A 24,905-nucleotide genomic window follows, 5' to 3' on the forward strand; every position below is an offset into this window, starting at 1 on the left:
ACGGCTTAACCCCTTCACTTTTTAAAAATACCTTAAGAAAAAATTAAAACTATACTTCTGAAAATAAACTAGGTCTTTAAACATACGAGCTTTAATCTTTTAAAATTATATTCTAAAAACAAACAGCAGCTTCGCGGAGCTTATTGCTCCGCCGAAGCTGCTGTTTTATTCATTTCGCGATATACACCCGGCGTTACGCCTTCATACTTTTTGAACAAACGAATAAACGTGCTTATGCTGAAAATGCCAACAGCCTCGCTCACCGATTTGAGCACAGCCTCTTCCTCCATAAGCATGCGCTTGGCCTCCTGCATGCGGTAGCGGTTTAAATAATCCGACAAATTTTCTCCCTTCTGTTCCTTGAAAAAACGGGACAAATAGGACGGATGCACATTAAAGTATTCCGACAAACCTGCCACCGACAAGTTAGGATCGCTGTAATGGTCCGCAATATGCGTTAGCAGGTCATCGATCAGCTTGCTGTTATGGCTTTTTTTGCGAGCCTCCACATGGCTGCATACCTGCTGCAGAAACTGCGTCATTCTATGCCTCATATCTCCTACCGTATGCTCTTGCAGAATTGCCTGTACAGTCCTTTGATTTTGCTCATACAGCTCCGATTGTGCAGACACTGCTTCCATCGATGCTTTCATCATCGTACTGATTAAATCGAACATAAAGCAGCGTGCTAGATCAGCAGAAAGCTTGCCCTCCTGCAAATTGGTTTCAATGACTTCATCCATAATCGACTTCGCCTTTTCGTAATTTCCTGCTTTTACGTAATTAATCAGCTGCTGCTCCATCTCCAGCGGATAGGTATACCCGTTGCTCGGCTCTTGAATGCTCTCGTAATCAATAACTGTACCGCTTCCCATAAGCAGCCGGTACTCCATCGCTTCAAGCGCTTCACGATACGCAGCTGATATAGAATGAATGGTAGTATGCACTGCACTAAGCGTGCAGGTAAGCTCAATATGAAACCGCTGCATAATAAACCCTCGCGCTTCCTCAAGCATAAGCAGCAAACTTTCCTTGGCCTGATGCGGCGTTGTGCCTGGCACAAAATTAACGATACAAGCCAGCATTTCATCCACCTCTGCCACCCAGCCGCAATGATGCTTTCCTATCGTTTCTTCCACAATGTTTGAAACAATCAAATGTACAAAACGCAAATTTTTTTCAGGATCATGCTCTTGCTCACGCAGCAAACCGCTGAAGTCCTCTATGTAAAACAGCACAACTGCAAAAGCGCCAGACCCCATCTCAATTCGATACTCCGAAAGCGCTTCCTCAATTGGATAATTACTTTCCAATCTCCCTTTTAACAATCTGACGATTAAATTGGCACGCAAATAAACGTTTTGCTGTTCGATCACTTTATGCATCTCAACATTCTGATCCAGTGCCTGCTCCAGAGACTCGCCGATATAGTGCAATTCATTCCCTGCTTGCTCCGGTTTAAGCTTTGACTTTAACGCTAGCGTATTGACGATTTGCTTGACAGGATTATAATTTCTGCGGGCTGTAATAATAGCTGTGGCAGCGCCAAGCACTAAAGCGATGATAACCATCAAAATACTAATATCTCTTACATACTCGGCTTTCTCCCTGTATACTCCCGAGGGAAGCGAATACACATATGTCCAGTTCGTAAGGGCTGACTTTATATAAGATACTACAACATCCTGATTATTGGAGCCATCTTCAATTACGCCATAAGGCTCAATCAAATTTGAATATAAGGGCAGTATCGGCAATGCTTCGCCTGACGAGGCCAAAATCCGGTCATTACCATCAACAATATAAACATCGCCTTTATTATAGGACTGAAGATTGCGCAAAGATGTCTGAAGACGCTCTTTATTCATATAAATAACTAATGTGGCCAGCCTGCTGCCCGTGTTTTCAATAGGAAGGGATTGCGAGAGTAAAATATCACTCTTCTCCTGATTCATGCCAATATCCTGTCCATTTATAAAAGCTCCGCGGTGCTGATTTTCCAGAAAGGCTGTCCATTCATCATAACCAACACCCGTCCGCTTAATATAGAGATCATAATATACTTCCGGCTCATAATAAGAGCTGTTACTCAAAATAAAGTTTCCATTTTGAAAATAAATAAAGAAATTATCAATGTAACGATTGGTATTGCTATAGGTGCGAAAATCCGCGAAAGCCTGCACCATGGCCAAACGATGCTCCCCCGTCAGTTGTTGAGGAGCAAACAGCAATTTACGAACCCGCTCATTAAAAGCGATCACTTCACGCATACGTTGAACATGTTCAATCTGGGAATCGATCTCTTCTTGAAGCTGCTTTAATAACGAAGAGTTGGCGCTATTAATTTCATCCTCGATGACTTTATTCGTCTGCATATATACAACTGCCATCATAACTACTGGAATTAGCAATACTAGAGCATAGGATCGCAGCCATACGTATAAAATGCTGTTTTTTCTCCATTTGATCATCTGATGCCCCCCGCCAATTTCACACGTTTATTCTATACGGCTATCCTTTAATAGAACCGATCATAACCCCTTTTACAAAATACTTCTGCAGAAACGGATATACAACTAATATCGGCAGCGTAGCTATCATAATTGTAGCATATTTGATACTTTCCCCTACTGCCTCTACATCGCCGGCCGCGGCGTCTGATGACATAAACTGCGTGCTGTTCTGGATAAGGATTTCCCGCAATATAAGCTGCAAAGGAAATAAAGAACGGTCCCGCAAGTAGATCATCGCGCTAAACCAGCTATTCCAGTGCCCTACGCTATAAAACAGGATCATAACGGCAATTACGGGCATGGACAGTGGAATGACAATTCTAAATAAAATCGTGAAGTCCTGCGCTCCATCGATTCTTGCCGATTCGATCAAGCCATCAGGCAGAGCGCCGAATGAAGTGCGGAGTATAATCAAATTCCAAGTTGATATTGCTCCTGGTATAATGACAGCCGCCAAGCTGTCTCCTAAACCAAGCCAGTTATTCACTAGCAAATAGGAAGGAATCAGTCCTCCCGAAAAAAACATCGTAAATACGATAGCCAGCATAATCGGCCTCGTCCAAGGCACGCCCTTGCGCGATAATACATAAGCGCCCAGGCATGTTACAGTTAAATTAACAACCGTGCCAACTATGACAATGAAAAAGGTATTGCCAAAGCCGGATAATATATTCGGATTCCGGAATACCATTTTATAAGCTTCGGCAGTAAACCCGAGCGGCTTCAGCAGCAATCCCGTGTGAGACATAAGCTGCGTGGAATTGCTTAATGAGGACATTAAAACAAATATAAACGGGTAGAGTGTAATGATGATCATAACCAACATGACCGCCACATTCAAAATATTAAATGCGATTTCCCCCGCGCTTTTTTTAATCTTCACGATCCCTCTGCCCCTTTCTACCATAAGCTCGTCTCGCTTACCTTGCGGCTAAACCAATTTGCAAATATAAGCAGTATAAAGTTAATAGAGGATTGGAACAGCCCTACAGCCGTTGCATAGCTGAATTCCATCGACGACGTCAAGCCTCTTCGATAAACGAACGTATTTATGACATCCGCTGTAACATATGTGTTCGGATTGTACAGCAAAATAATTTTTTCAAAGCCGATATCCATCATGCTTCCTATTTTTAAAATTAGTAAAATGACGATAATCGAAGAAATGCCCGGCAAGGTGACATGCCACATCTGCTTCATGCGCCCTGCGCCATCCATTCTGGATGCCTCATACAGCTCTGGATTTACACCGCTGATAGCAGCCAAGTAAATGATAGAGCTCCAGCCAACTGACTGCCAAATTTCCGATATAATATAGATCGGCCGGAAAAACTCCGGATGCCCAAGCATCGCTGTCCGATCCATGCCAAGCCATACCAATATGTCGGTAATAAAACCATCGCGGGAAACGAATTGTGTGATCATTCCCCCAATTACGATTAGCGATATAAAATGCGGCAAATAAGTTACCGTCTGTACAATCCGTTTGAACCACGGCCCTATTAATTCATTTAACAGCAGGGCAAATAAAATGGGGGCTGGAAAAACGAATACTAACTGATATACATTAAGCAGCAATGTATTTTTAATCAGTCTCCATACATAGTAGCTGCTGAAAAAGTCTTGAAAATGCTTAAAGCCCACCCAGGAGCTATCCAATATGCCTTTGGCTACATGGAAATCCTTGAATGCAATAATCGCGCCATACATCGGTGCATATTGAAAAATAAGATAATACAGTACGACAGGAAAAATCATAATGTACAAGTATTTATGTGATCGATAGTCTTTACGAAGTGCATTTGTCCATCGGTTCATCATAGCATTTCCTCACCACTCAATCCTTCTGAAAGTAATCGGGAAGCGACCTCGTCTCTTCCCGATATAGGACTCTTCTATCGCTTTTCGTAGCGTTCTACAGCTGCCTGCTTCATTTCAATAGCCCGGTCAATTTTCATCTTTTTCAGCTGCTCAACATATGCATCAAACTTGTCTAATGACTCAGTGCCCATAATAAATTTTAAAAACATTTCTTCGCGGTACGTGTTAATCTCTGCCATAATCGTAGCCAGCTCATTAGCTTCCTCTGGCGTATGGCTGATTAGAGGCAAACGGGTCTGGTAGGCATTTTGCTGATACTTGCTGAATGTGACAGACGCATCCTTTTGCTGCTCATAACCGTAGTATTGCTCAGAATAACGATCATCGCCAACAAAGCCAATGGCAGGCGTCGCTACACGCAAATATTTGTTCATCGCATCGCTCACCGATAAGCCGTCCGGATTTTTCAAAATGAGGTCAGAATATTGCGGATAGCCATTTACATCATTAAAGGTTACGCCCTCTACGCCAAAGGATTTAAGAATATGTCCCTCATCGGTGTAATAGTAATCCAGCCATTTCGCCGTTTCCTCAATATTTTTGTTTGCCGTTGTAATCCCTACGCTGCCTTGTCCTCTAAATTCATAGGAGGTTGAAATAAAATGCGGCTCGTCTGCGGCATTGAGCACTGGGAACTGTACGCCTATCAAGTTATAGCTTGGGTCTTTTTCCTGCAAGGCAGGCAAGTATTTGCCCATTCCGCTGCCGATATATGCGAAGAAAGCTCCCGTTTTTCCATTGACAACCTTAGCATCAAGCGCTGCGCTGTCCTGCGTTGAAAAATCAGGGTCAAGCAAGCCCTCGGCATACCACTCGCTAAGCAGCTGCAAATATTGCTTGTAGCCAGCTTCTATAGGTCCATATTTGACTGCTCCGTTATCCAAATAAAATTCTGTACTAACACCGAAAGCGCCATTAAATTGCTGTAAATTCAAATTGCTTAGTGATAGGGCGAGCGGCGCTGCAGCTGATTTCTTTTCCTTAAAGGCACGCAGCATATTCGTCCAATCCTCAACCGTTTGCGGCTCGCTGATGCCAAGCTCCTTGAGCCAGTCCTCGCGTACGACAAGACCGCCTGACACGCCATGATTGCCAATCCCGATACTTGGAAAAACATACATTTTTCCAGCGTCTGTACTAATTTGCTTTTTCATTTCAGGATGCTCATCCAAATATTTTTTCAAGTTCGGGGCATGCTTGTCGATAATTTCATTCAGTTCAATAATGACATTGTCTGCAAGCGCTTTCTCAGGGCCGCCGGGATAGGCGGTGAAATTGTATTCGATCATATCCGGGTACTTGCCGGAGGCGATCAGCAGGTTGAATTGCTCCTTTTCGCTGCCGACAGCAGGATGCTCGAAGTTAATATGAACACCGGTTCTCTTCTCCAGCTCTTGATAGAATAAAGCATCGTTATACGTCTGCAATGTTCTTGACGGGCTTGCTCCAAGCTCCGACCAATAAGATAAAGTAATATTTTTCTTTGCATCGCCTGCTGACGGCTGCGCAGCGTTCGAAGCTGAAGGCGAGCTGCCGGGCGATTGCGATTCCTTTACTCCTCCGCCTGTGCCGCATGCCGTTAGGCCAACCATAGACATAATCAGCAAGCTCGCTAGCATAAAGCGTGTACGTCCTGCTTTCTTTCCGATTCCTGTATCCTTCATTATGAACAGACCTCCCTAATCGTATATGAGCGCTTGTTCCAGCTCGCTTTTAATATACGGCAAGCGGATGCAGGCTGTAGATAGGCAATGCTTTAAGCGATTGTCAACGTATGACAATTCAGCATGAGCATTTGTTGCAGCGATGTGCATCTGTTGTAGCGATGTGCATCTTTTCCGGCGATAAGCATCTTTTGTAGTGATGAACATCTTTTGATTGTAATCGAAAGAACGACACTGCGATCAAGTTTGGGCTTCCAAACACGGACACTTCTGCTCCCCCAGACCCAATCCTGCTCTCCGTTCCCCTTTCTATTGCTTACATAGTTGCCCGCAATGAATCGACTTGGACACACGTTCCGTTATTTGCTTTAAAACCGCCATTTTTTCAATTTCGCGGTCACACGTTCCGCTATTCGGCTCAAAATGGGGCTCGGGAGGCGATTTATAGGTTAATAGCGGAACGTCTGGCCAGATAGAAAAACTGTCGATTCATTGTGTATGAGAATAACGAGCAATGTTAAAGCAATTAAATTACTATTGCTGCTTTTCTTGCCAAGCTTCGAACTGACTATAGGCGATGCTTCTAATGGTTTCCACCATATTGTACAGCACATCCTTGCTTGGCTTAAAGGTAATATACAGGCTAAATTCGGGATCATCGATTACTGCCCGGATCTCTCGCTCTATTAAGCTTCTATGTGCTGGATATTGCTCTGCAATACGAAATAAAGCAGCCACAGCAAATGTAAAGTATTGAAAGTAATATTCGTCGTCATGGTTAATAAACTCTGCATCCGTAGACACATTGGAAAATTGCTCTCTCGTATGCAAAATATTCACAAGCTCTGGTATTATCTCTTCATCACGCAGCTTGCCGAGCAAATATATTGCGGCATAGCCTCTTGCCTGATTATACTTCCGGCTGGATTTCGGGAAAAATGGGTCTCGCTCCTGAACAATTGTTCTTAACTCCGGTATTGCGCTGCTGTCCCCCAGCAGTGCTAGCGCAAATGCGCTGTGGCGCTGTAGATGAAGCTCATCCTCCGAAGCAAGCCAATTCCAAAGCTGAGGGCGAATAGCGTCCCCCATGTTTCTTGCCGACCAAATCGCAATGCCTGGCTTCTCACTCGCCAGCCCGCTGCGAATCGCCTGCTCATCTGTAAGCCAGCCACGTATCGGTTCATGATGATCGTTGCTGGGAACTCCGTAGCGGAGTCCCACATGGTTCGCTTTCTGCAAGCACCCTGTAGGCATCAGCAGCTCCTTCAGCTCTGCATATGGCACTTCACGCAGCGGAACATTATGCCGGATAGCGAGCAGCGCCGCCATAGCTGCAGCCTCGCCGCATTTTTGCATATCCCGTTTCATGCGAACGCAAGCTGCCAGATCGTGATCGATGCCAAGCGATCTGCCTGCGACCAGCAAACCATCAAGCCCTTTTGGAATAAGCGCGCCCAGCGGAATAGGAACAGAGAAATTAACGCCCCACAAGCCGGCGCCTACGATCCAGTCCTGCTGCAGCTCACTTTCAAAAGCGACATCCTTGCCATGATTGTCCAAATTAGAGTAGGCATAGAACAAAGGTTCCTCGGTCAAGCTGCCAGTAATGAAATTTTCAAAAGTAACATTTTGCTCTCCGATAATAAATTTCCCTTCACGTACGCCAAGCAGCGGAGCAAGCTTTACAAACTTCGGCTCCTCAGAAAAAACGTCTGGCTGATGCGTCCAGCAGCAGGCGGATTGAATAACTTGCTTAGAGAAGCTGCTGCTGTCCTCGCAATCCACATATCCTGAATCGGTGTAAAACGTCTTCACCGCATTATTTTCAATCCATACAATAGCATTGGAAAAAGGCTGCATTTTGCCATCCAGCTCTCTTCCCTTGTGAAAGGCAGCCCCTGCCATACTGCTTACTTCCGCTTCGCCAGTACAATCTATGACGACCCGCCCCTCAGCCGAGCTTATACCATTGGCACCAATAAATCGTACACCCTTCACTGCATTGTTCTGCATATAAACACCGATTACTGTGGCGCTATAGCATATGGTAACACCCGCAGCCACCATCCTCTGCTCAAGCGCTATTTTTTTCAAATCGGCACTTACACCAGCAGCCTTCGTATAATCTGCCAGCTTAGCTAGCCTTTGCACCTCTTCATCGATCTCTTCAAACAAGCCGCCTTTATTGCCAAAATAATAACCGATAACCGCCCCGACCGTTCCCGTTCCTCCCATAGCCGAAAGCCGCTCCAGCCCTAATACCTTTAGTCCTTGCTCAGCAGCAGCAATAGCGGCAATCGCTCCTGCCGTGCCTAGACCGACTACGATAACATCATAACGATCAACAGGTGAATTGAGCTCTGCATTACGCTTGACTAGTTTGCCTTCTACACGCTCTGAAATGATCATATCGCCCCGTTCTCCTTTCCCCACTCCATTCCTTCATCCATAGCCAGCAGTGGATTGGCATAAGCTGCCGACGGCATCCAATACCAATTACGATCTATTTCATGCGGTCCTCTTTTTGGAGCATAGTCAAACTGATCGGCTACGGTTGCCAGCGACCAGCCTTCCAGCTCTGCTGGCCGATTGGCCCAAAATTGATGTATTTTTTTCCTGGCAGTAATCCAGTCATCATCAGCAGCGAGCGGAATGCTAATATAACCTTCCGATTCAAAGCGCCCCCGCTTAAAGGAAAGGCGGTCCTCATGAAACTCTGACGATCCGCCGAAAGCACTGCTTGCCAGTGCAGATACAGAGCCATGCTCATTTTTTTTGGCATGCAGCAAAGCTCCAATTCTTTTCCTTCCTGTATGCATACGCACAGGGCCAGTCAGCTTCTCGGATGATGTATCTATAATCCGATTGGCGACAAGCTCACTCATGCCAGAACCATCGTATAAAACAATTTTATAGCCGCTGCCGGCATGCTCGACACTGACTACTTCCGTCAACAATCGAACAGGCAGCTCTTGATCGCGTGTCAGCTGATATAAAATCGGCGTTATGCCTGACAAATGCACTCTGCCTTCGCTAGTCAGTACATTTCTTCTTTTCAGCTTGTCACGCAGCATTTTTACTGCTTGATGACGCTCAGTCTCTAGCTCCCAATTAACTCCAGGCTTATATGCATAAGTAAATTCATGTCCAAGCGTTATTTCTCTCTCTATTAACAGAGACGGTCTGTTTTGCCTCTGCAGCTCCCCTATTAAACCGATTCCTGTGAACGTAGCGCCAACAACTAACGTATCTACTTGCCTTACACTCATCGTTTGTTCCTACCTCCCATGGCAATTGTTGCAGCTGTTTCTCCGAATTATAGGAATGGCCAATGCATATTGTAAATGTTCATCTCTTGCAGCAATAGCCATTTAATGAGGTTTAAGCTTTATAAAGCAAGCTGGCTCTGTTGTAGAGCTGTATAAGATTACCATCCATTTTGCAATAACAAAAATATACATTGCGCTATAAAAAGTACAGTGTTATTATTTAGGCATAAAATATTTAGATATCTAAATAATATGCAAGCTTATAACACTTAACTTAAGTTCCAAGAAAGGAGCAGACAAAATATGGCAAGAATGAGCGGCAAGGTGGCGCTTATTACTGGAGGAGCTTCGGGGATTGGCTTGTCCGCCGCCAACTTGATGGCGCGAGAAGGTGCAAAAGTAGTCATTGCAGATTTTAATGCCGAGGGAGCCAAAGCAGCAGCAGATCAAATAAAATCCCAAGGCGGAGAAGCAGCTGGCATTTTTCTTGACGCCGGCGATGAAGCGTCGATAAAAGAAGCAGTTGAATATACAGTACACGAGTTTGGCAAAATTATATGTCTTTTTAATAATGTAGGCTTGACCAATTTAAAAAAGGATCTGGATGTCGTTAACGTTGATCTCGAAGAATGGGACAGACTTATGAATGTGAACTTAAAAAGTGTGCTGCTCGGCAGCAGATTTGCTATTCCTTATATGATTCAAGCTGGAGGAGGTTCGATTGTTAATACAGCTTCTATGGCAGGCTTCGCAGGGGATGTTGTGCGGTCTGCATATGGAGCCTCGAAGGCGGGGGTCATAAATCTTACAAAATATATTGCTGCCCAGCATGGGAAGAACAACATTCGCTGCAATGCCGTAGCACCTGGACTAATTTTAACACCGGCAGCCAAAAATAATATACCTCCTGCTCTATTGGACATCTTCGCGAAGTATAACGCACTGCCTTATCATGGAGAGCCAGATGATATTGGCTATACCGTCCTGTTCCTGGCTTCGGATGAATCCAAGTTTATTACGGGACAGACGATTCAGGTCGAGGGCGGGCATTATATTGCCAATCCAACTATCCCAGATTTTGAGCAAATGACGAAAACCGCACAAAGCAGCCAATAACAGCTAAAATGCGATTTTATGCAAAAAACATTAAATTAGGTTAGGAGAATGAGTCATGGGAAGATTGAACAATAAAGTTGCGATTATTACTGGTGGAGCATCGGGTATCGGGGAAAGCATGGTCGATTTGTTTGCGCAAGAAGGTGCTATCGTCATTGCCGCAGATATCAACGAAGCAGCACTAGAAAAAGCTAGCCAGAAACAGAACGTGTACGGTATGAAGCTCAATGTTGCCTCCGATGAGGATTGGCAGGCGCTCGCGAAGGAAGTAAACGAGCGCTTTGGCAAAATCGATATTCTAGTTAATAACGCAGGCATTTCTTCCGAGAAGCCATACCAGGAAATCAATGCGGAAGATTGGCAAAAAATGCTTACCATTAACGGCTTTGGCCCGTTTGCCGGTATGAAGCATGTCACTCCGTATATGGCAGCCCAAAACAAAGGCTCCATAATTAACATTTCATCCTATACCGCATTAATCGGCCAAGGCTTTAATCACTACTCGGCGTCCAAGGGAGCGGTGCGCGCAATATCGAAAGCGGCCGCGGCTGCGTTCGGCCGTCAAGGCATTCGGGTTAACGCTCTGTTCCCAGGAATCATTGAAACGCCAATGACTCAAGCTCTCAGCACTTCAAAGGAATTGCTTGGACGATTGATTCAGGCTACTCCGTTGCAGCGTCTAGGTCAAGCTAGCGATATTGCTCAAGCGGCGTTATTTCTCGCATCCGATGATTCTTCATACATTACTGGCTCCGAATTAGTCATTGACGGTGGATACTCTGCACAATAACGTGTAATATTATGACAGCCCTTAATTTTAAATTATGGGCTGTCATTTATTTGGCCAGGAGGCTTTTATGGAAGATAAAACTATTTTTGAACTTATACATGATATGGACAAATTTACGAATCAATTGATCGTTCAATGGAATATTAACTTTAATGAAGACCTCGGTATCTCACATGTCCTTGTGCTTAGCCATCTGAAAAATAACGGAAAAAGCCGGCCATCGGACATAGCGAAAATATTGGGGCTGACTCCGCCTACACTCAGTTATTTGTCAGATAAACTCGTCCGTAAAAAACTAGCTGTCAGAACGGCGGATGAATCGGACCGCAGAATTATTTTTTTGGAGATTACCGACGCAGGGGTTGCCCTCCTTGAAAGAGCAACAGCGGAGGGGCAAAGGCTGCGCAGAAATCTTTTCGAGAAATTAGACGAGCAAGAAAGAGAACTGCTGGCCAAGCTTTATAAAAAGCTGAATAGTGAGGGCTAAATCCAGCATACTAATTGATAGCAAAAGACTCTGTTTTGTGGAATGAGTACTTACGCGCCTTAGCTAAGTGCATTTCCTGTGCTTAGTTTTTTTGAAAATTGGTTTTTTGTGATTCTAAAGGGAAAAAACTACATTTAATTTGGCACAATTCGCAAAATATAGGGTGTTTCATTAGAACTAGATGTATGAAATCCATTTAGAATCATTTATTCGGCAAAAAAAGAGAATCTAGATGCACAAAATGTACTTAGTGCGATAAGCGCTTACGAAAATAGTTTGAAGGCAGCCCGAATTTCTGTATATATTTAATTCATGATCTGATAGTCATTACATGACAATCAGATCATGAACATAGCTGCTTTCCCGTAAAATCACTTATTCTTTCTTGCAATATTCATTAATGCCAGCAAATAGAATACAACCATTGTAATTAACAAATAGGTAATGCTCATGACTGTGTTTGTTGAAAAGCTGCCAAACTGATAGTGGACGCCCATATCTAATTGAAAGGAGTTAACGGCCTGTTCATCCGCTCCTGAAAAGGATAGCTCCATTGGCCGTTCCAGCATAACCTGACGAAATAGTGCAGCCGCATGGGAAACCGGAAATATTTTAATAAGAAACTGAACAGCTTCAGGCAGCGATCCAATCGGGATATAAATGCCGGTTAAAAAACCGATTAAAGTACCTACTATTGTACCTACAGTTGAAAACGCATTCTGACTGCTAATAAATGAAGAAATAAAGAAAATAATAGAGCTGCTTGCGAGAACAGACAGCACAATAAGACCGAGGACTTGCAGCGCGGATATAAATGAGAGCAATTCCCCTCCCTTGAGATAGATATAGAGCTCTGCAAAGCCAAAAGTAATGACACTCATAATGAGTCCAATTACGATCACACTAATAATGTAACCTGCTGCAATGCTATTTTTACTTACTGGTGCTGCTGCAAAATCTTTAATAATCCTGCTAGAGCGATCCCCTACCATAATGCCGAATGCGCCCAGCGTCGCAGTAATTGAGGTAACAGCCAAAATTCCCGCCATAACCCAGCTATCCACTACAAAGTCAACATGGGTAAGCTGTGTAAAGCTCTTTTTCATCAGGTCGCCCAGAAATATAACATACAGGCCCAAAATTATGAATACTGCCAAAAAGGAAAAAAACACATTGCTCTTGTCTCGAAAAAATATTTTTAAATTGCGTTTGGCCAGTACGTTCATTCTCCTCTAACCCCCGCTCCTGTAAGCTGAATAAATACATCATCCATCGTTCCGCTTATAATCTCCAGCCCCGCTATATGACTGCGGCAAATATCAATAATGGGCAGCGCTTCGACCGTGCTTCCGATTGCTATATGAAATCTTCCGTCTTCCTGCTTATAAGGCACGGCTGCAGCATGAAGAGCTTCTCTTAACGCCGCTTCGTCGTTCGCAACAATTTTCAAGCTGTCCTGGGCATACCGCTCCTTCAGCTCATATGGCGTTCCCCTGGCGATAATTTCCCCGTGGTCCATGACAGTAATATAATCTGCCTGGGCAGCTTCTTCCATATAATGCGTAGTCAAAAATATCGTCATTCCCTGCTCCTGCTGCAGCTCACGAATCGTCTCCCATACGCTTTTCCGTGTTTGCGGATCAAGTCCCGTCGTCGGCTCATCCAAAAACAAAATTTTGGGCGTATGAATTAAAGCACGCGCAATATCTGCCCGTCGGCGCTGTCCGCCTGACAGCTTGCCATACGGACGCTTTATAAAATCGTTAACTTTGGCAATTCGTGCTGCTTTTTCAACCGCTGCGCGCAGCTCAGAACGGGACAAATTATAGAAGCCGCCTCGCACATATAAATTTTCCTCTACCGTAAGGGCATGGTCGAGCAAGCTGTCTTGAAATACAATGCCAATAGAGCCTCTTATCCGGTCATCCTCCCGGCCAAGCTCATAGCCGTTTACCCGCACTTCCCCTTTATCACGCTGCAAATAGGTCGTAAGCATATCGATTGTTGTTGACTTGCCTGCGCCATTTGGTCCGAGGAAAGCGAACAAGGCACCTTGCTCCACGTAAAAATCGATTCCGTTTACCGCTTTTAGTTCACCGAATGATTTTTTGAGCTGCTTCACTTCAATTGCTTTTCCCACTGGAATCCTCCTCCGTATTTGAGTTATTTCTAGCCATGATTTGATCGATTAGCCGCTGCAATGATTACTTTCAACCCGCCGGCCGCTCCTTCCGCTCACTAGCTTTGAATTAACAATAACATGTAGAAATGACATTGCAATAAGCTTTGAAGTAAGTTGCATAATTTGAGCGGGCACCTGCTAAAGCCAAAAACGACTGCAGCCAAATTAGCTAATAGGTACTTTTCATTTATTTGGGCTCAATGGTTATAGACAATTCATTCAAATTGATGTATAGTTGGTTACATGAGTAACCAACTATTCAACAATTGATTACTTTTAGAGAAAAGAGGTCCTTGATGAAACCGACATTGGATGAATCTCAACCAATCTTTCAACAGATTGCCCAAATGATCATGGACGAGATTGTGGGGGGCGGATTGAACGAAGAAGAACAAATTCCTTCCGAAAATGAATTATCGCGCTTCTACAACATCAATCGGGCGACAGTACGCAAGGGTCTCCAGGCTTTGGTGGATGGAGGGATTATTTATAAACAGCGTGGAATAGGCATGTTTGTAAAGAGCGGAGCGAAACTGCAACTGTTGAAGGAACGTCAGCGTCACTATCGCGAGCAGTTCGTCCTTCCCTTGTTGGAGGAAGCGAAGAGAATCGGATTAAGCAAGGAATCGGTCGTTCAGTTGATTCTGGAGGAGGAGTAATGATGATATATGTAAACGAATTAACGTATTCGTACGATAACGTTCCCGTTCTCGAAAAAGTATCGTTCGAAGAGATGGAGCCGGTGATCACAGGGCTGTGGGGGCGCAACGGGGCAGGCAAAACAACGCTGATGAGACTACTGGCCGGCCATCAACGGCCCCAGGGCGGATCGGTGCAGATTAAGGGCTTGGCACCTTACGGAAACCCGGCAGCAGTCCAGCATGTTTGCTACATGCAGGAGGATCATCCGTTCAGCTCGATATGGACGGTACAGAATGCGCTTCGTTTCGGTCAATATTTCAATACCAACTGGGATCAAGCTATGGCAGACCGTCTTGTCGAAACTTTCAGATTGGATCGCAAAAAGAAAATATCCAAACTGTCCAAGGGGATGAAGTCTGCGCTTCAGTTTATTATTGGGCTATCTAGCCACGCCGACGTAACGATACTCGATGAGCCGACGAACGGCCTGGATGCCGGGATGCGAAAGAAACTGTATGAGGCATTAAGGGTAAGCCATGAGGAATCTCCCCGTCTCATTCTGATTTCGACGCATCATATTGAAGAAGTTCAGACGCTCTGTGAATCATTGATCGTAATGCATAAGGGCAAGCTGCTGCATCATCAACTGATTGATGAGTTCCGCGAGCAAGGCATATGGCTGGCTGGCGAACGAAGCGCGGTGACAAATGCTATTGACGGGCATAAAGTGCTGGAGCAAAGCGCGATGGGCTCAAAAATCAGGGTAATGCTAGACGCCCCATATTCGAAGCAGTGGAAAGAACACGCGCAAGCCCATGGACTTTCCATTGAGAAAGCAGACTTGCAAAATTATTTGCTGAATTTAACGGAAGATGCGGAGGTAAACGTATGAACTTACAGGGCGCGGTATTCCGATTTATATACGAGGATGCAAGCTGGTATTTTGCCAAACTTATGCTGTTGTTTATTACCGTTCCGTTGACGATCGTATGGATCATCGCCGGCTTGCTCTTTGACCTCGATCAAGGAACGCTTGCCGCGATATCCGGGCCTGCATATTTCTTTCTTGCCGGTTTCGGGCTTTTCGGATTCAAGTCTCTCTTTTCGATATCGATCGGAATGGGAAGCACGCGCGAGCAATTCCTTAAAGCTTTCTACAGCGTGGGCATAGGGGGCGTAGTTTTCAGCATCTTGTGTCTGAACATTTGCCAATACGCGCTAGTCACGATCTATCAGTGGAAGTCGGTAGAAGCCGGTATTCTGCATGTTGCTAGGTTGTTTTTGGATGAGTACCGTTTTTTCGACTATTTGTGGATCGATCTAATGGCGGGCATGGCAAGCTTCGGTCTTTCTTTTTTCTGTTATGCCATCATATATCGGATAGGATTTATCCGCAGCGTCATCATGTTCATGATCGTAACGGTCGCAGGCATATTTCTTTATTATGGAGGCACTATATCCGCGTTGTTCGACTGGATGTCTAATTTCAAGATGAGTGCGATGGCGATCGCTTCATGCATCGGGGCAGTAAGTCTCGCTGCGTTATTCGCCACGTATCCGATGCTGCGCCATGCGCCATTGCATCCGATGCCAAGAAAAGGATAACGAGAATACAATAGATGGACCGCTATTAACAACACACAGCGTCTGAACCGAGTATACGCTCGGCATTCGCAAAACGCAAACGGCAGAGATGCCGTTTTTTGCTGTTTAGGCGTACGCAGGAGCACTTATCGGTCAAAGTCCGGTTACGCCACAGAAAAAAAGACCCGCCGCAAGCGCAAGCGAGTCTTTTTGATATGCACACCTATTCATAGAATGGCGCAGCCATTCGGCTTGTACAATGCCAATCTATTAACAACGTAAGCTATTCTAACGCTTCCTTCAGCTCGTCAGCAGAGCGTTCCCACCACTCGCCATTATGCTCGATCAGCAGCTTCTTAAGAGCAGCTTTTTCAGCAGAGCCGAGCTCATCCAAGACAATGCGCCTTTTGAGCGCATTATCGAGCTTATTGACATGGTCGGCAAGAATTTTCCAGCCGCGGCGCGCTTCTGGATCGATCCACATCTCACAGGCTGTAGCTCCGCCATAGAACGAGCCATGCTCATCACGGTCCACTGCTACCCATACGATCCAGCATTGGCGCCCATTCGGAGTATCCTCTCTATTCGGCGTAAATTTAATGCCGCGTTCAATCTTGCTCTTTGCATGCAGCGCACCCACATCAATATAGGCCTCGCCTTCATCAATAATAATGCAAGCTACATCGCTTAAATCAATGGAGCCCGCACCAAATCCTCTATGTTTTTTGCCGCCGATAAGATTGAGCGACAAGTTCTTCTTCACCTTCAGCTCAGCACCGTTTTGCTCTTCTGACATCAGTGATCACACCTTTCCCATACAATAATTACATTTTAGCTAATATTCTTCGAATTGCAAACATATACATGCTGTAGATGCTTGTCAACGGGAGGGAATCTGGAAATGCGTCCACGCTATTTGAATGGAATTATAATCGGATCTTTAGCAATCATTATGTTAGGCATCTCATTGCAGGGCGGGTTCGATAAAGCATGGCTATCCCAATTTACTTATGCCTACAAAGATAATCAGCTGACCTCTGAGCTTGCTGCATCTGTTTTTAATCAGCAATTGGCCGAGCCCTCAGCTTCTTCCGCTCAAGATCATCAAATGAATGTACAACCGCCGCCGCAGCAACAGCCGCTTAGCAAACGTGTGGTGGAATACCACATTTCAGTCAAATTGCTGGAGCAAACGAGACAGCTGAGCGGGGAGCAAACTGTAACATGGACAAACCCTGGCAAAAAGCCTGTTACAGATTTGTACTTTCACCTTTATCCTAACGCCTTTCGCTCATCCAAAACGACCTTTATGAAGGAGTCTGGCGGAAAACTGCGCCAAGATACCGCAACTGCGAACAGCTATGGCTATATGGATCTGACAAGCCTGCAAACGTTAGAAGGCGATAGCTTGCTGCCCCGTATTCAATATGTGCAGCCTGATGATGGAAACAAGCATGACACGACGTTAATGAAGCTTCGGCTTCCTGATCCGGTTATGCCCGGCAAATCCGTTACGCTCAAGATGGGCTTTGATGTCAAGCTGCCTGAAGTTTTTGCCCGCATGGGTTATTCAGGGGACTTTGTTATGGCTGGTCAATGGTTCCCGAAAATAGCCGTCTATGAAACGGCTGGTACGAGAGACCGCTCGGCCGAAGGCTGGAATCTCCATCAATATCATGGCAATTCTGAGTTTTACAGCAGCTTCGGTATTTATAGTGTCAAAATCAATGTGCCGGAGAAGCATATTGTTGCCGCAACCGGGTTTCAAACAAAGCCAGCTGTAACAGAAAGCGGACGCAGTATTTATCAATTTTACGCGGAGGATGTGCATGACTTTGCTTGGGCAGCTTCTCCTGACTTTATCTATAAGGAGTTTTCCTTCTCTGAGGACAACATTCCCGGCATGCGCATTAAACTGTATTTGGATCCTGCGCACAGTGAACTTACAGAACGCTATATTCATGCTGCGAAATCGTCGCTTACCAAGCTTGCAAAATGGTACGGGCCTTATCCATACAGCACATTGTCAGTAATCGTGCCGCCGAAGCAGGCTGGCGGCGCCGGAGGAATGGAATATCCAACCTTGGTAACAGCATTTGCAGCCGACAAGGAAAATCCAGGCTATGAGCTGGAGCGTGTAGTGGCGCATGAAATTGCCCATCAATACTGGTACGGCATGGTTGCTTCCAATGAGTTTGAAGAAGCATGGCTTGATGAAGGCTTTACTTCGTATGCAGAGGATAAAATTATGGAATCCGTATATGGCGTATTGCCTAATCTCCGTATGGAAGCCAGCTATATGACAGATCCTGCCCCGTTAAAGCAGGAATCCTGGGGCTATAAAAATCATCAGCAGTACGCAGAAAATGTGTACATGCGCTCCAAGCTTGTGCTGCTCGATATTGAAAACCAAATTGGCGCTAATCAGATGAACAAAATACTGCGAACTTATTTTAAAACGTATAAGTTCAAGCATCCAACAACGAGTGACTTTCAAAAAATAGTCGAAACGATTACAAAAACAGACTGGTCTGACTACTTCAACAGCTTTGTCTACAACAACAAGATGGCTGACTTTGAAGTTGAAGCGATTAAAGTAAAAACGATTCGCTCAGGAGAAGAAGAAAGCTATGAATCGCTAGTTACCGTAAGGCGCAACGGTGAGATGAACGGCTCTATCCCGATCGTGCTGAAATTTACAGACGGCACTACCAAAACTAAAGTTTGGAATGCTGAACAAGCGCGCATTCAAATTAAAGAGGTGCACAGCGCTCCGCTGGAATGGGCGGCAATCGATCCTCAGCAAAGCAACATGCTCGACAATAAGCTTATTAATAATTATATGAAAGCGGAGCTGCCTTCCGAAGCAAGGTCACGCTGGAATCTAGGTGTCGTCAGATTTGTAGAGGGCATACTGAAGAGCTTGGCATGGTAACTATTTATAGTTCAAGGAGCGATTTTATGAAAACAACTATCGCACAAGGCTGGAAAATGACACGCAGACATCTTACGTTAGTGCTGGCCTTATTCGTATACCGATTAGGCTGGGGAATATTCCTGTATCGCTTTATAGACGACATCATATCGCCGCTGCTGCGCCGTTATCCAAGCTCGGCACCGACAGACTATGCCGTGCAGGTCTTCCTGACCGAAGCACAATTCCAATTGTTTAAAACAAACCTCATTACGCCATACGTATGGATGCTGGCCGCTTTGTTCGCTTTTCGCATGCTGCTGACGCCCTTTATCCATAGCGGCCTGCTATACTCCTTGCATCAACAGTTTGAGCATTCGGCAAATACACACTTTCGCGCAGGAATGCGCAAATGCTGGAAGCCCGTCACGCTTATCTACTGGCTTGAAATGGCGCTGATTGCGGTGCCCGTCTGGTGGCTGGCTCCCAGAGCGATGCAAATTATTTTGACCAGCCCCTCCTTTGCGCAGCTTGCTGCTAAGCTTCTTCCTATAATACTTGGCTGGGCAGTATGGGCGGTTGCCATTCACTTGCTGTCTCTGTCGATGCAGCTTGGCGCAGTAAGCGGCGGGCGCATATGGTCAACACTATGGCAGGCGATAATAAAGTTCCTACCCTTCCTTCTGCTTTCACTTGTGCTTTGGATCATTACGTTTGCTATTGCGGCATTGTTTTCCGTCTTTTCCTTGCTGGGCGCCGGATTCTTAGCCATATTACTGCATCAAGGCAGCCATCTCATTTCCACTTGGATGAAGGTTTGGACGCTTTCTGCACAAAGCCATTATATATTCAGCCAAGGACAAGGATAAACGGCTCCGCCGTCTTTAAACAAGCCGCAATGCCCTTTCCGTCTTTCATCATGGACGAAAGGGCATTTTTTGTTGAAAAACAGTAAAATAATAGTTGTCTGAATATTTACAATATTTAAACATTAGGCTATAATGAAACTAACAAAGCGAAAGGGGATAGCCCATTGGAGACGGTTAGCGAAGCATGTCCATAGCTAAGTAAATCAAGGAGTACAGACATAAGGAAAGGAGCAGCTTTCATTTCTGGACATGTGGGGAACTCAGAGAAAATTGTCGAAAGATAGCTAATACATTATACGAAAGGACGCATACTAATCGTAATGAATATGCAGTTCGTGGTTAAGGATTGGAGCGTTAGAATAAATTGAATATTTGTTATATAAGAAAGTAGAAGGATTCTGGTCATTATCGGTGAGCAGAATCCTTCTTATGTTTTTAGAGGTTATGTTTCGGTGTGTTATAAGATAGGGCTTAACAAGCGGGAGATGGATTCCTTGAATCGGTTTGATCTTGGACGTTTGTTGTACATCTCAAGGGTAAGCTCCTCTGAATAAGCGAGATCCTGGTCGAATATTCGGTTCAAGTTTTTCGCCGTTTGCGTATCATAGATGAAGGCATTCATCTCAAAATTAAGCTTGAAGCTTCTTATATCCAGATTGGCTGTTCCAACGGATGCTACCTTCCCGTCGACCACCAACGTTTTGGCATGCAAAAATCCATTATCGTACAAATAACATTTGACGCCAGCCTCCAGCAGCTCGCCCAAGTAGGAATGGGTGGCCCAGTGAACAAAAAAATGATCGGGCTTGCGAGGCAGCATAATTCTAACCTCTACTCCGCAATTAGACGCAACTTTAAGAGCAGTCATCAAGCTTTCGTCCGGAATAAAATAAGGAGTTTGCAAGCAAATGGAGTGATGCGCCTTATAAATCAGCTTTATGTAAGCCTCCTTGATTTGCTGGTACTCGCTATCCGGCCCGCTGGCAACCAGCTGCATGCCTATCGTCCCCTGCTTCACTTCCTCGATAGGAAAGTACTGCTCATTCAGATCAAGCGTGCTGTGGGTAGCCACATTCCAATCCATCAAAAACTGCGCTTGCATCTGAAGTACAGCACCGCCGTATATTTTGAGATGCGTATCCCGCCATGGCCCAAACTGCTTGCTTAGCCCCAAATATTCATCGCCTATATTAAATCCGCCAATATATCCGATCTTGCCATCAACAATGACCAGCTTGCGGTGGTTGCGATAGTTGATTTTTAAATTCAAATAGGGAATTCTCGATGGAAAAAAAGCAATCGCTTCTCCGCCTGCTGCCGTAAATTCGGCAAAAAAACGCTTTGTCAAACGGGAGCTGCCAATATGATCGTACAAAAATCTAACTTGAACGCCCTGCTTCACCTTTTCAGTTAAAGCATGAATAAGCCGTCTGCCTAAATCATCATCTCTTACGATATAGTACACTAAATGAATATGATGAGACGCGGCAGCAATATCATCAAGCAAAGAATCAAACTTCTGATTGCCGTCGATAAAAATCTCGATTTCATTGTTGCTCGTATACAAGGAATAACCTGTTCGTAAATTCATGTAAATAACTTCTCTGTAGGATTCGGTCTCAGGATCAGTAAACCTCAGCTCTCCCGAGCGTATTTGGCTCTTCTGGTTTTGCAGCGTATTCTGAATGATAACTCTGTGGTCGCCTAGAAGCTTGTGAAGCTTGCGCTTCTTCAGCTTCTGTCCCAAAACCAGATATAAAATAAAGCCAAATATCGGGATAAAGAACAGGATCATAATCCATGACCATGTCGCACTTATATTTCTACGCTCCAGGAAGATGACCATCAGCGCCAAAAATATATTCAGAACCATTACAATAATATAAAGATTTTGAAGGATATTCATAACAGCTCTACACCCCGAAGCCGCAGCGCCTTTTGTTGTTACCTGTTCACTGGCACCGCATCATAATATTCTTCCAAAGTCTCACCGCTTGCAGCAAGAGCTTCTGCCAGTTCGGTTCCAACATAACGCAAATGCCAAGGCTCATATTTATAGCCGGTAATTTTATCCTTGCCCTCCGGATATCTAATAATAAATCCGTATTTGTGAGCATGATCAGCTAGCCAAGCAGCTTCCTTCATTTCTCCAAAGCAATCGCTGGCGGCGCACTTGCCGTCACTGCGCGTCACATCGATTGCCAGACCTGATTCATGCTCGCTCGTCCCAGGATAAGCGCTGTAGGTTCTTGCCTTCTCCAGGCCATCCTCTTTCACATATCGATTAAACAATTGAATTTGATACTCATGCGAGCGGTAAGCAGATACACCTGCTAAGTATGCCCCATCTTCGTCCGCTGCTGCAAACATTTTTTCAAGCGCCTCGGCAGCTTCCTTGCGCATTTTTCTTTTATCTATTTTCTCCTTAAATACAAATCTTACGTCAGGATATACTAAATCAGAAGGAACATAATCATCAGGCAGTCTATTATTAGGATTAATTAATGCTGTTATGCTTTCCGGCTCAGCAACAACCGGAATAGCCTCGCCAAGCTGGCTGACAGGGTCTTTGCTGCTGCTGGTCGGCTTGGCTTGATTATCGGATGGCTGCGGTGTCTCTGGCGGGCTTACGCTAGCTTGTCCAGCCGGCTTATCCGAAGGAGAAGGGGACGGCTGCTCGCTTGGCGCGCCTGGCTCCTCCTCGTCTGAGCCGCCTTCGCCGCCTACAACATTCTGCTCTTCATTATTTGATCCTTGAGCAGACAAATTCGGCTGTTCCGATTGCAGCGTAGTGCTTGTCCAGCCTTTATCTATCACCCATTTTGCCCCAACGCCAACTATAATACATACGACTGCCAATATAAGTATTGCTTTTACTTTTTGCACCTATGTCCCTCCACTACCCTAGTAAGTTTGATATTTATATTAGACTACAGCTATAATGAATTTGTTTCAAAGACATTCCTTTTCCAATTTTCATAGCCTTATATTTGCCTTTTGACAATTGACTGCGTCACGTAGCATAATATGAATTAACAAATCGTAAACATTATATTACAATTATGAAGCCGTTAATCCTTGGCGGCCTGTTTTGCTGTGAAAGGTGGGCGATTATTTTATGCTCGAATCTATAAAACGAATTATGAGCACTCGGCCTATAATATTTTTCTCTATTATTATGTTTGCCAAAAGTCTATTAGCTTGGATGGTTATCTTTGAAGGCGGACCGTCCATAACAACCTTGCTCAAAGAAGCGCCTTTCGTGCTTGTAATCTTCTGCCTGATCGAATGGTTTGCAGGCAAGCGCAAGCTTTTCTACTACTGGCTGGCCAATCTCTTGATGACTTCTATTTTATTCGCAGTCATAATGTATTACAAGTATTACGGTGTTATTGTAACTTACCATGCCCTCGGACAGGTAAACCAGGTAGGGGCAGTAAGAAACAGTGTGTTTTCACTTATCCAGCCCTATTATCTGTTTATTTTTACAGATATCATCATATTGGCTATTTATCTGCTTATCCGCAACAAGAATAAGAACAACGATCAATTCAATGGGCCGAAAAACAAGCGTCTTATCGCTTCCGTGCTTACCGTATCTTTGGCGCTGTGTCTGTTCAATATACTGCCCAACCGTGCCAGCATGAATGAAATTGTAAAAGCCGAGCAGATGGGAATTTTGAATTACGAAGCGTACACTATTTTATCCGCAACTTCCGAAGCGGAGGTTGTAGATTCTGAGCAAATTACTCAGCAGAACATTTCTTCGGTCAAAAATATTGAGAGCCCTATTGAAAAAGCGCAAAAATTTGCAACGGCAAAGGGCAAAAACTTGATTATCATTCAAATGGAGTCCTTGCAAAACTTTTTGGTGGACTTGAAAATCGACGGTCAAGAAATTATGCCGGTCTTCAATAGCCTGGCGCACAACAGCCATTACTTTAGACATTTCTATCAGCAGGTTGGACAAGGCAATACATCCGATGCCGAGTTTGTTGTTAATACTTCCTTGTACATTCCGCCGCGGGGCGCCGCTACGCAGGTCTATGCGGACAAGGAGCTGCCTAGCCTTCCAAAGCTGCTGAAGAAGTCCGGCTATGATACCGCTACGTTCCACACAAATGTTGTTGAATTCTGGAACAGAGGCGAGCTTTACAAGGCGATCGGCTTTGACCGTTATTACGATGAACAGTTTTTCGGCAAAGAAAATGCTATTTTCTTCGGGGCTCCCGATGAAATATTGTATGAAAAAACTGCCGAAGAGCTGGAGCGTATGAACAGTCAAAGCAATCCGTTCTATGCTCAGGTTATATCAATGACGGCTCATCATCCGTTCACGATACCTGACGATCTGTCACGCATCACATTGCCTGACCGCTACAATAATACGATGGTTGGCGATTACTTAAGATCACAAAATTATGCTGACTATGCGCTTGGGTTATTTATCGAAGATCTGAAAAAACGCGGCGTCTGGGAAGACAGTCTGATTGTGCTGTATGGCGATCATCTCGGGCTACCGATGTATTCCTTAACCCGTGAAGAAAAAGATTTGATGGAAGAAATTTATGGCCGTGAATATACGTATACCGATATGATTAACATTCCATTTATTGTAATTAATCCAGGTGATCAGGCAGCAGAAGTTCACGAGCAGCTGGGCGGTCAAATCGATATTTTACCGACTGTTGCGAATCTGCTTGGCGTATCGCTTGAGGATCAAATCCATTTCGGCCAGGATCTATTCAATAATGCCTATAACATTTTACCTCAGCGTTATTATTTGCCTACCGGCTCATTTTTAAGCAGCAAGGAGCTGTTCCTGTCTGGAAGCGGCTATGAGGACGGTACCCACTACTCCCTTGCCGGAGACGGTCTAAGCAGCGAGCAGGCTGCTACAGAGGATGAATTTGAACGCGCGCTTGAGCTGCTGAAGCTTTCTGACAGCTACGTGAAGCAGCTGCCAAGCTGGAAAAAGTAATCCATTCGTTTTA

General features: G+C 44.8%; 20 protein-coding genes. 9 read left to right on the forward strand and 11 right to left on the reverse strand.

What is annotated here, in order from left to right; translation table 11 throughout:
- Positions 1-140 precede the first annotated feature (140 nt).
- The 6 genes from V1L65_RS26475 to V1L65_RS26500 form a co-directional block, all read right to left on the reverse strand.
- Positions 141-2,471 (reverse strand): AraC family transcriptional regulator, encoded by a 2,331-nt coding sequence (locus V1L65_RS26475; protein WP_331702310.1) that lies wholly within the window; start codon positions 2,469-2,471, stop codon positions 141-143.
- 40 nt (positions 2,472-2,511) lie between these two features.
- Positions 2,512-3,396, reverse strand: a complete 885-nt coding sequence (locus V1L65_RS26480) for a carbohydrate ABC transporter permease (protein WP_331702311.1) — start codon at positions 3,394-3,396, stop codon at positions 2,512-2,514.
- Between the two features lie 17 nt (positions 3,397-3,413).
- Complete coding sequence (locus tag V1L65_RS26485) at positions 3,414-4,331, reverse strand: ABC transporter permease (RefSeq protein ID WP_432504298.1); 918 nt, start codon at positions 4,329-4,331, stop codon at positions 3,414-3,416.
- A gap of 77 nt (positions 4,332-4,408) precedes the next feature.
- Entirely contained in the window at positions 4,409-6,058 is a 1,650-nt protein-coding gene (locus V1L65_RS26490) for an extracellular solute-binding protein (protein ID WP_331702314.1), read from the reverse strand.
- Positions 6,059-6,592: 534 nt separating this feature from the next.
- Complete coding sequence (locus V1L65_RS26495; protein ID WP_331702315.1) at positions 6,593-8,491, reverse strand: FAD-dependent oxidoreductase; 1,899 nt, start codon at positions 8,489-8,491, stop codon at positions 6,593-6,595.
- On the reverse strand, positions 8,464-9,327 hold the full coding sequence (locus V1L65_RS26500; protein WP_331702316.1) for a hypothetical protein: 864 nt from the start codon (positions 9,325-9,327) through the stop codon (positions 8,464-8,466). Before V1L65_RS26500 ends, V1L65_RS26495 begins: the two co-directional genes overlap by 28 nt.
- Before the next feature lie 303 nt (positions 9,328-9,630).
- Here V1L65_RS26500 and V1L65_RS26505 point away from each other — a divergent pair, with 303 nt between their 5' ends.
- The 3 genes from V1L65_RS26505 (at position 9,631) to V1L65_RS26515 (ending at position 11,720) form a co-directional block, all read left to right on the forward strand.
- Positions 9,631-10,443 carry an SDR family NAD(P)-dependent oxidoreductase gene (locus V1L65_RS26505; protein ID WP_331702317.1) on the forward strand — a complete coding sequence of 271 codons (813 nt, stop codon included), beginning with the start codon at positions 9,631-9,633 and terminating at the stop codon, positions 10,441-10,443.
- Between the two features lie 55 nt (positions 10,444-10,498).
- Entirely contained in the window at positions 10,499-11,233 is a 735-nt protein-coding gene (locus tag V1L65_RS26510) for an SDR family NAD(P)-dependent oxidoreductase (protein WP_331702318.1), read from the forward strand.
- Between the two features lie 67 nt (positions 11,234-11,300).
- Entirely contained in the window at positions 11,301-11,720 is a 420-nt protein-coding gene (locus V1L65_RS26515) for a MarR family winged helix-turn-helix transcriptional regulator (RefSeq protein ID WP_331702319.1), read from the forward strand.
- 371 nt (positions 11,721-12,091) lie between these two features.
- Here V1L65_RS26515 and V1L65_RS26520 read toward each other — a convergent pair whose 3' ends face one another.
- Positions 12,092-12,946 (reverse strand): ABC transporter permease, encoded by an 855-nt coding sequence (locus V1L65_RS26520; protein WP_331702320.1) that lies wholly within the window; start codon positions 12,944-12,946, stop codon positions 12,092-12,094.
- On the reverse strand, positions 12,943-13,860 hold the full coding sequence (locus V1L65_RS26525; RefSeq protein ID WP_331702321.1) for an ABC transporter ATP-binding protein: 918 nt from the start codon (positions 13,858-13,860) through the stop codon (positions 12,943-12,945). Before V1L65_RS26525 ends, V1L65_RS26520 begins: the two co-directional genes overlap by 4 nt.
- A 338-nt stretch (positions 13,861-14,198) precedes the next feature.
- Between V1L65_RS26525 and V1L65_RS26530 the strand changes: the two genes are divergently transcribed.
- The 3 genes from V1L65_RS26530 to V1L65_RS26540 are packed head-to-tail and all read left to right on the forward strand — an operon-like array spanning position 14,199 to position 16,149.
- Positions 14,199-14,561 carry a GntR family transcriptional regulator gene (locus V1L65_RS26530; protein WP_331702322.1) on the forward strand — a complete coding sequence of 121 codons (363 nt, stop codon included), beginning with the start codon at positions 14,199-14,201 and terminating at the stop codon, positions 14,559-14,561.
- Positions 14,561-15,436, forward strand: a complete 876-nt coding sequence (locus V1L65_RS26535; protein ID WP_331702323.1) for an ABC transporter ATP-binding protein — start codon at positions 14,561-14,563, stop codon at positions 15,434-15,436. The genes V1L65_RS26530 and V1L65_RS26535 overlap by 1 nt, the downstream gene beginning before the upstream one ends.
- Positions 15,433-16,149, forward strand: a complete 717-nt coding sequence (locus V1L65_RS26540) for a hypothetical protein (protein ID WP_331702324.1) — start codon at positions 15,433-15,435, stop codon at positions 16,147-16,149. The genes V1L65_RS26535 and V1L65_RS26540 overlap by 4 nt, the downstream gene beginning before the upstream one ends.
- A gap of 262 nt (positions 16,150-16,411) precedes the next feature.
- Here V1L65_RS26540 and V1L65_RS26545 read toward each other — a convergent pair whose 3' ends face one another.
- Positions 16,412-16,924, reverse strand: coding sequence for a YwhD family protein (locus tag V1L65_RS26545; protein ID WP_331702325.1), 513 nt, complete (start codon positions 16,922-16,924; stop codon positions 16,412-16,414).
- A gap of 105 nt (positions 16,925-17,029) precedes the next feature.
- On the opposite strand from V1L65_RS26545, the gene V1L65_RS26550 reads away from it, so the two are divergent.
- Both V1L65_RS26550 and V1L65_RS26555 read left to right on the forward strand, forming a co-directional pair.
- Positions 17,030-19,063, forward strand: coding sequence for a M1 family metallopeptidase (locus V1L65_RS26550; RefSeq protein WP_331702326.1), 2,034 nt, complete (start codon positions 17,030-17,032; stop codon positions 19,061-19,063).
- A 26-nt stretch (positions 19,064-19,089) separates the two neighbouring features.
- Positions 19,090-19,911 (forward strand): hypothetical protein, encoded by an 822-nt coding sequence (locus tag V1L65_RS26555; RefSeq protein ID WP_331702327.1) that lies wholly within the window; start codon positions 19,090-19,092, stop codon positions 19,909-19,911.
- A gap of 457 nt (positions 19,912-20,368) precedes the next feature.
- Here V1L65_RS26555 and cls read toward each other — a convergent pair whose 3' ends face one another.
- Together cls and V1L65_RS26565 are read right to left on the reverse strand one after the other, a co-directional pair.
- The gene (cls, locus tag V1L65_RS26560) at positions 20,369-21,817 is read right to left on the reverse strand and encodes a cardiolipin synthase (protein WP_331702328.1); all 1,449 of its coding nucleotides are present in this window, start codon (positions 21,815-21,817) and stop codon (positions 20,369-20,371) included.
- Positions 21,818-21,855: 38 nt separating this feature from the next.
- On the reverse strand, positions 21,856-22,797 hold the full coding sequence (locus V1L65_RS26565; RefSeq protein WP_331702329.1) for a M15 family metallopeptidase: 942 nt from the start codon (positions 22,795-22,797) through the stop codon (positions 21,856-21,858).
- 232 nt (positions 22,798-23,029) lie between these two features.
- Between V1L65_RS26565 and V1L65_RS26570 the strand changes: the two genes are divergently transcribed.
- Positions 23,030-24,892: an LTA synthase family protein gene (locus tag V1L65_RS26570; RefSeq protein WP_331702330.1), complete on the forward strand. Its 1,863-nt coding sequence runs from the start codon at positions 23,030-23,032 to the stop codon at positions 24,890-24,892.
- The last annotated feature ends 13 nt before the right edge of the window (positions 24,893-24,905 follow it).

Origin of the sequence: Paenibacillus sp. IITD108, assembly GCF_036541265.1 — a bacterium.
In the GTDB taxonomy this organism is placed as follows: domain Bacteria; phylum Bacillota; class Bacilli; order Paenibacillales; family Paenibacillaceae; genus Pristimantibacillus.

Excerpts from the sequence above, each read along its gene's own strand:
- V1L65_RS26520 (WP_331702320.1), bottom strand. The coding sequence starts at position 12,946 with ATGAACGTACTGGCCAAACGCAATTTAAAAATATTTTTTCGAGACAAG.
- V1L65_RS26550 (WP_331702326.1), top strand. The coding sequence starts at position 17,030 with ATGCGTCCACGCTATTTGAATGGAATTATAATCGGATCTTTAGCAATC.
- V1L65_RS26490 (WP_331702314.1), bottom strand. The coding sequence starts at position 6,058 with ATGAAGGATACAGGAATCGGAAAGAAAGCAGGACGTACACGCTTTATG.
- V1L65_RS26555 (WP_331702327.1), top strand. The coding sequence starts at position 19,090 with ATGAAAACAACTATCGCACAAGGCTGGAAAATGACACGCAGACATCTT.
- V1L65_RS26475 (WP_331702310.1), bottom strand. The coding sequence starts at position 2,471 with ATGATCAAATGGAGAAAAAACAGCATTTTATACGTATGGCTGCGATCC.
- V1L65_RS26510 (WP_331702318.1), top strand. The coding sequence starts at position 10,499 with ATGGGAAGATTGAACAATAAAGTTGCGATTATTACTGGTGGAGCATCG.
- V1L65_RS26500 (WP_331702316.1), bottom strand. The coding sequence starts at position 9,327 with ATGAGTGTAAGGCAAGTAGATACGTTAGTTGTTGGCGCTACGTTCACA.
- V1L65_RS26535 (WP_331702323.1), top strand. The coding sequence starts at position 14,561 with ATGATGATATATGTAAACGAATTAACGTATTCGTACGATAACGTTCCC.
- V1L65_RS26485 (WP_432504298.1), bottom strand. The coding sequence starts at position 4,331 with ATGAACCGATGGACAAATGCACTTCGTAAAGACTATCGATCACATAAA.
- V1L65_RS26570 (WP_331702330.1), top strand. The coding sequence starts at position 23,030 with ATGCTCGAATCTATAAAACGAATTATGAGCACTCGGCCTATAATATTT.
- cls (WP_331702328.1), bottom strand. The coding sequence starts at position 21,817 with ATGAATATCCTTCAAAATCTTTATATTATTGTAATGGTTCTGAATATA.
- V1L65_RS26545 (WP_331702325.1), bottom strand. The coding sequence starts at position 16,924 with ATGTCAGAAGAGCAAAACGGTGCTGAGCTGAAGGTGAAGAAGAACTTG.
- V1L65_RS26540 (WP_331702324.1), top strand. The coding sequence starts at position 15,433 with ATGAACTTACAGGGCGCGGTATTCCGATTTATATACGAGGATGCAAGC.
- V1L65_RS26530 (WP_331702322.1), top strand. The coding sequence starts at position 14,199 with ATGAAACCGACATTGGATGAATCTCAACCAATCTTTCAACAGATTGCC.
- V1L65_RS26515 (WP_331702319.1), top strand. The coding sequence starts at position 11,301 with ATGGAAGATAAAACTATTTTTGAACTTATACATGATATGGACAAATTT.
- V1L65_RS26505 (WP_331702317.1), top strand. The coding sequence starts at position 9,631 with ATGGCAAGAATGAGCGGCAAGGTGGCGCTTATTACTGGAGGAGCTTCG.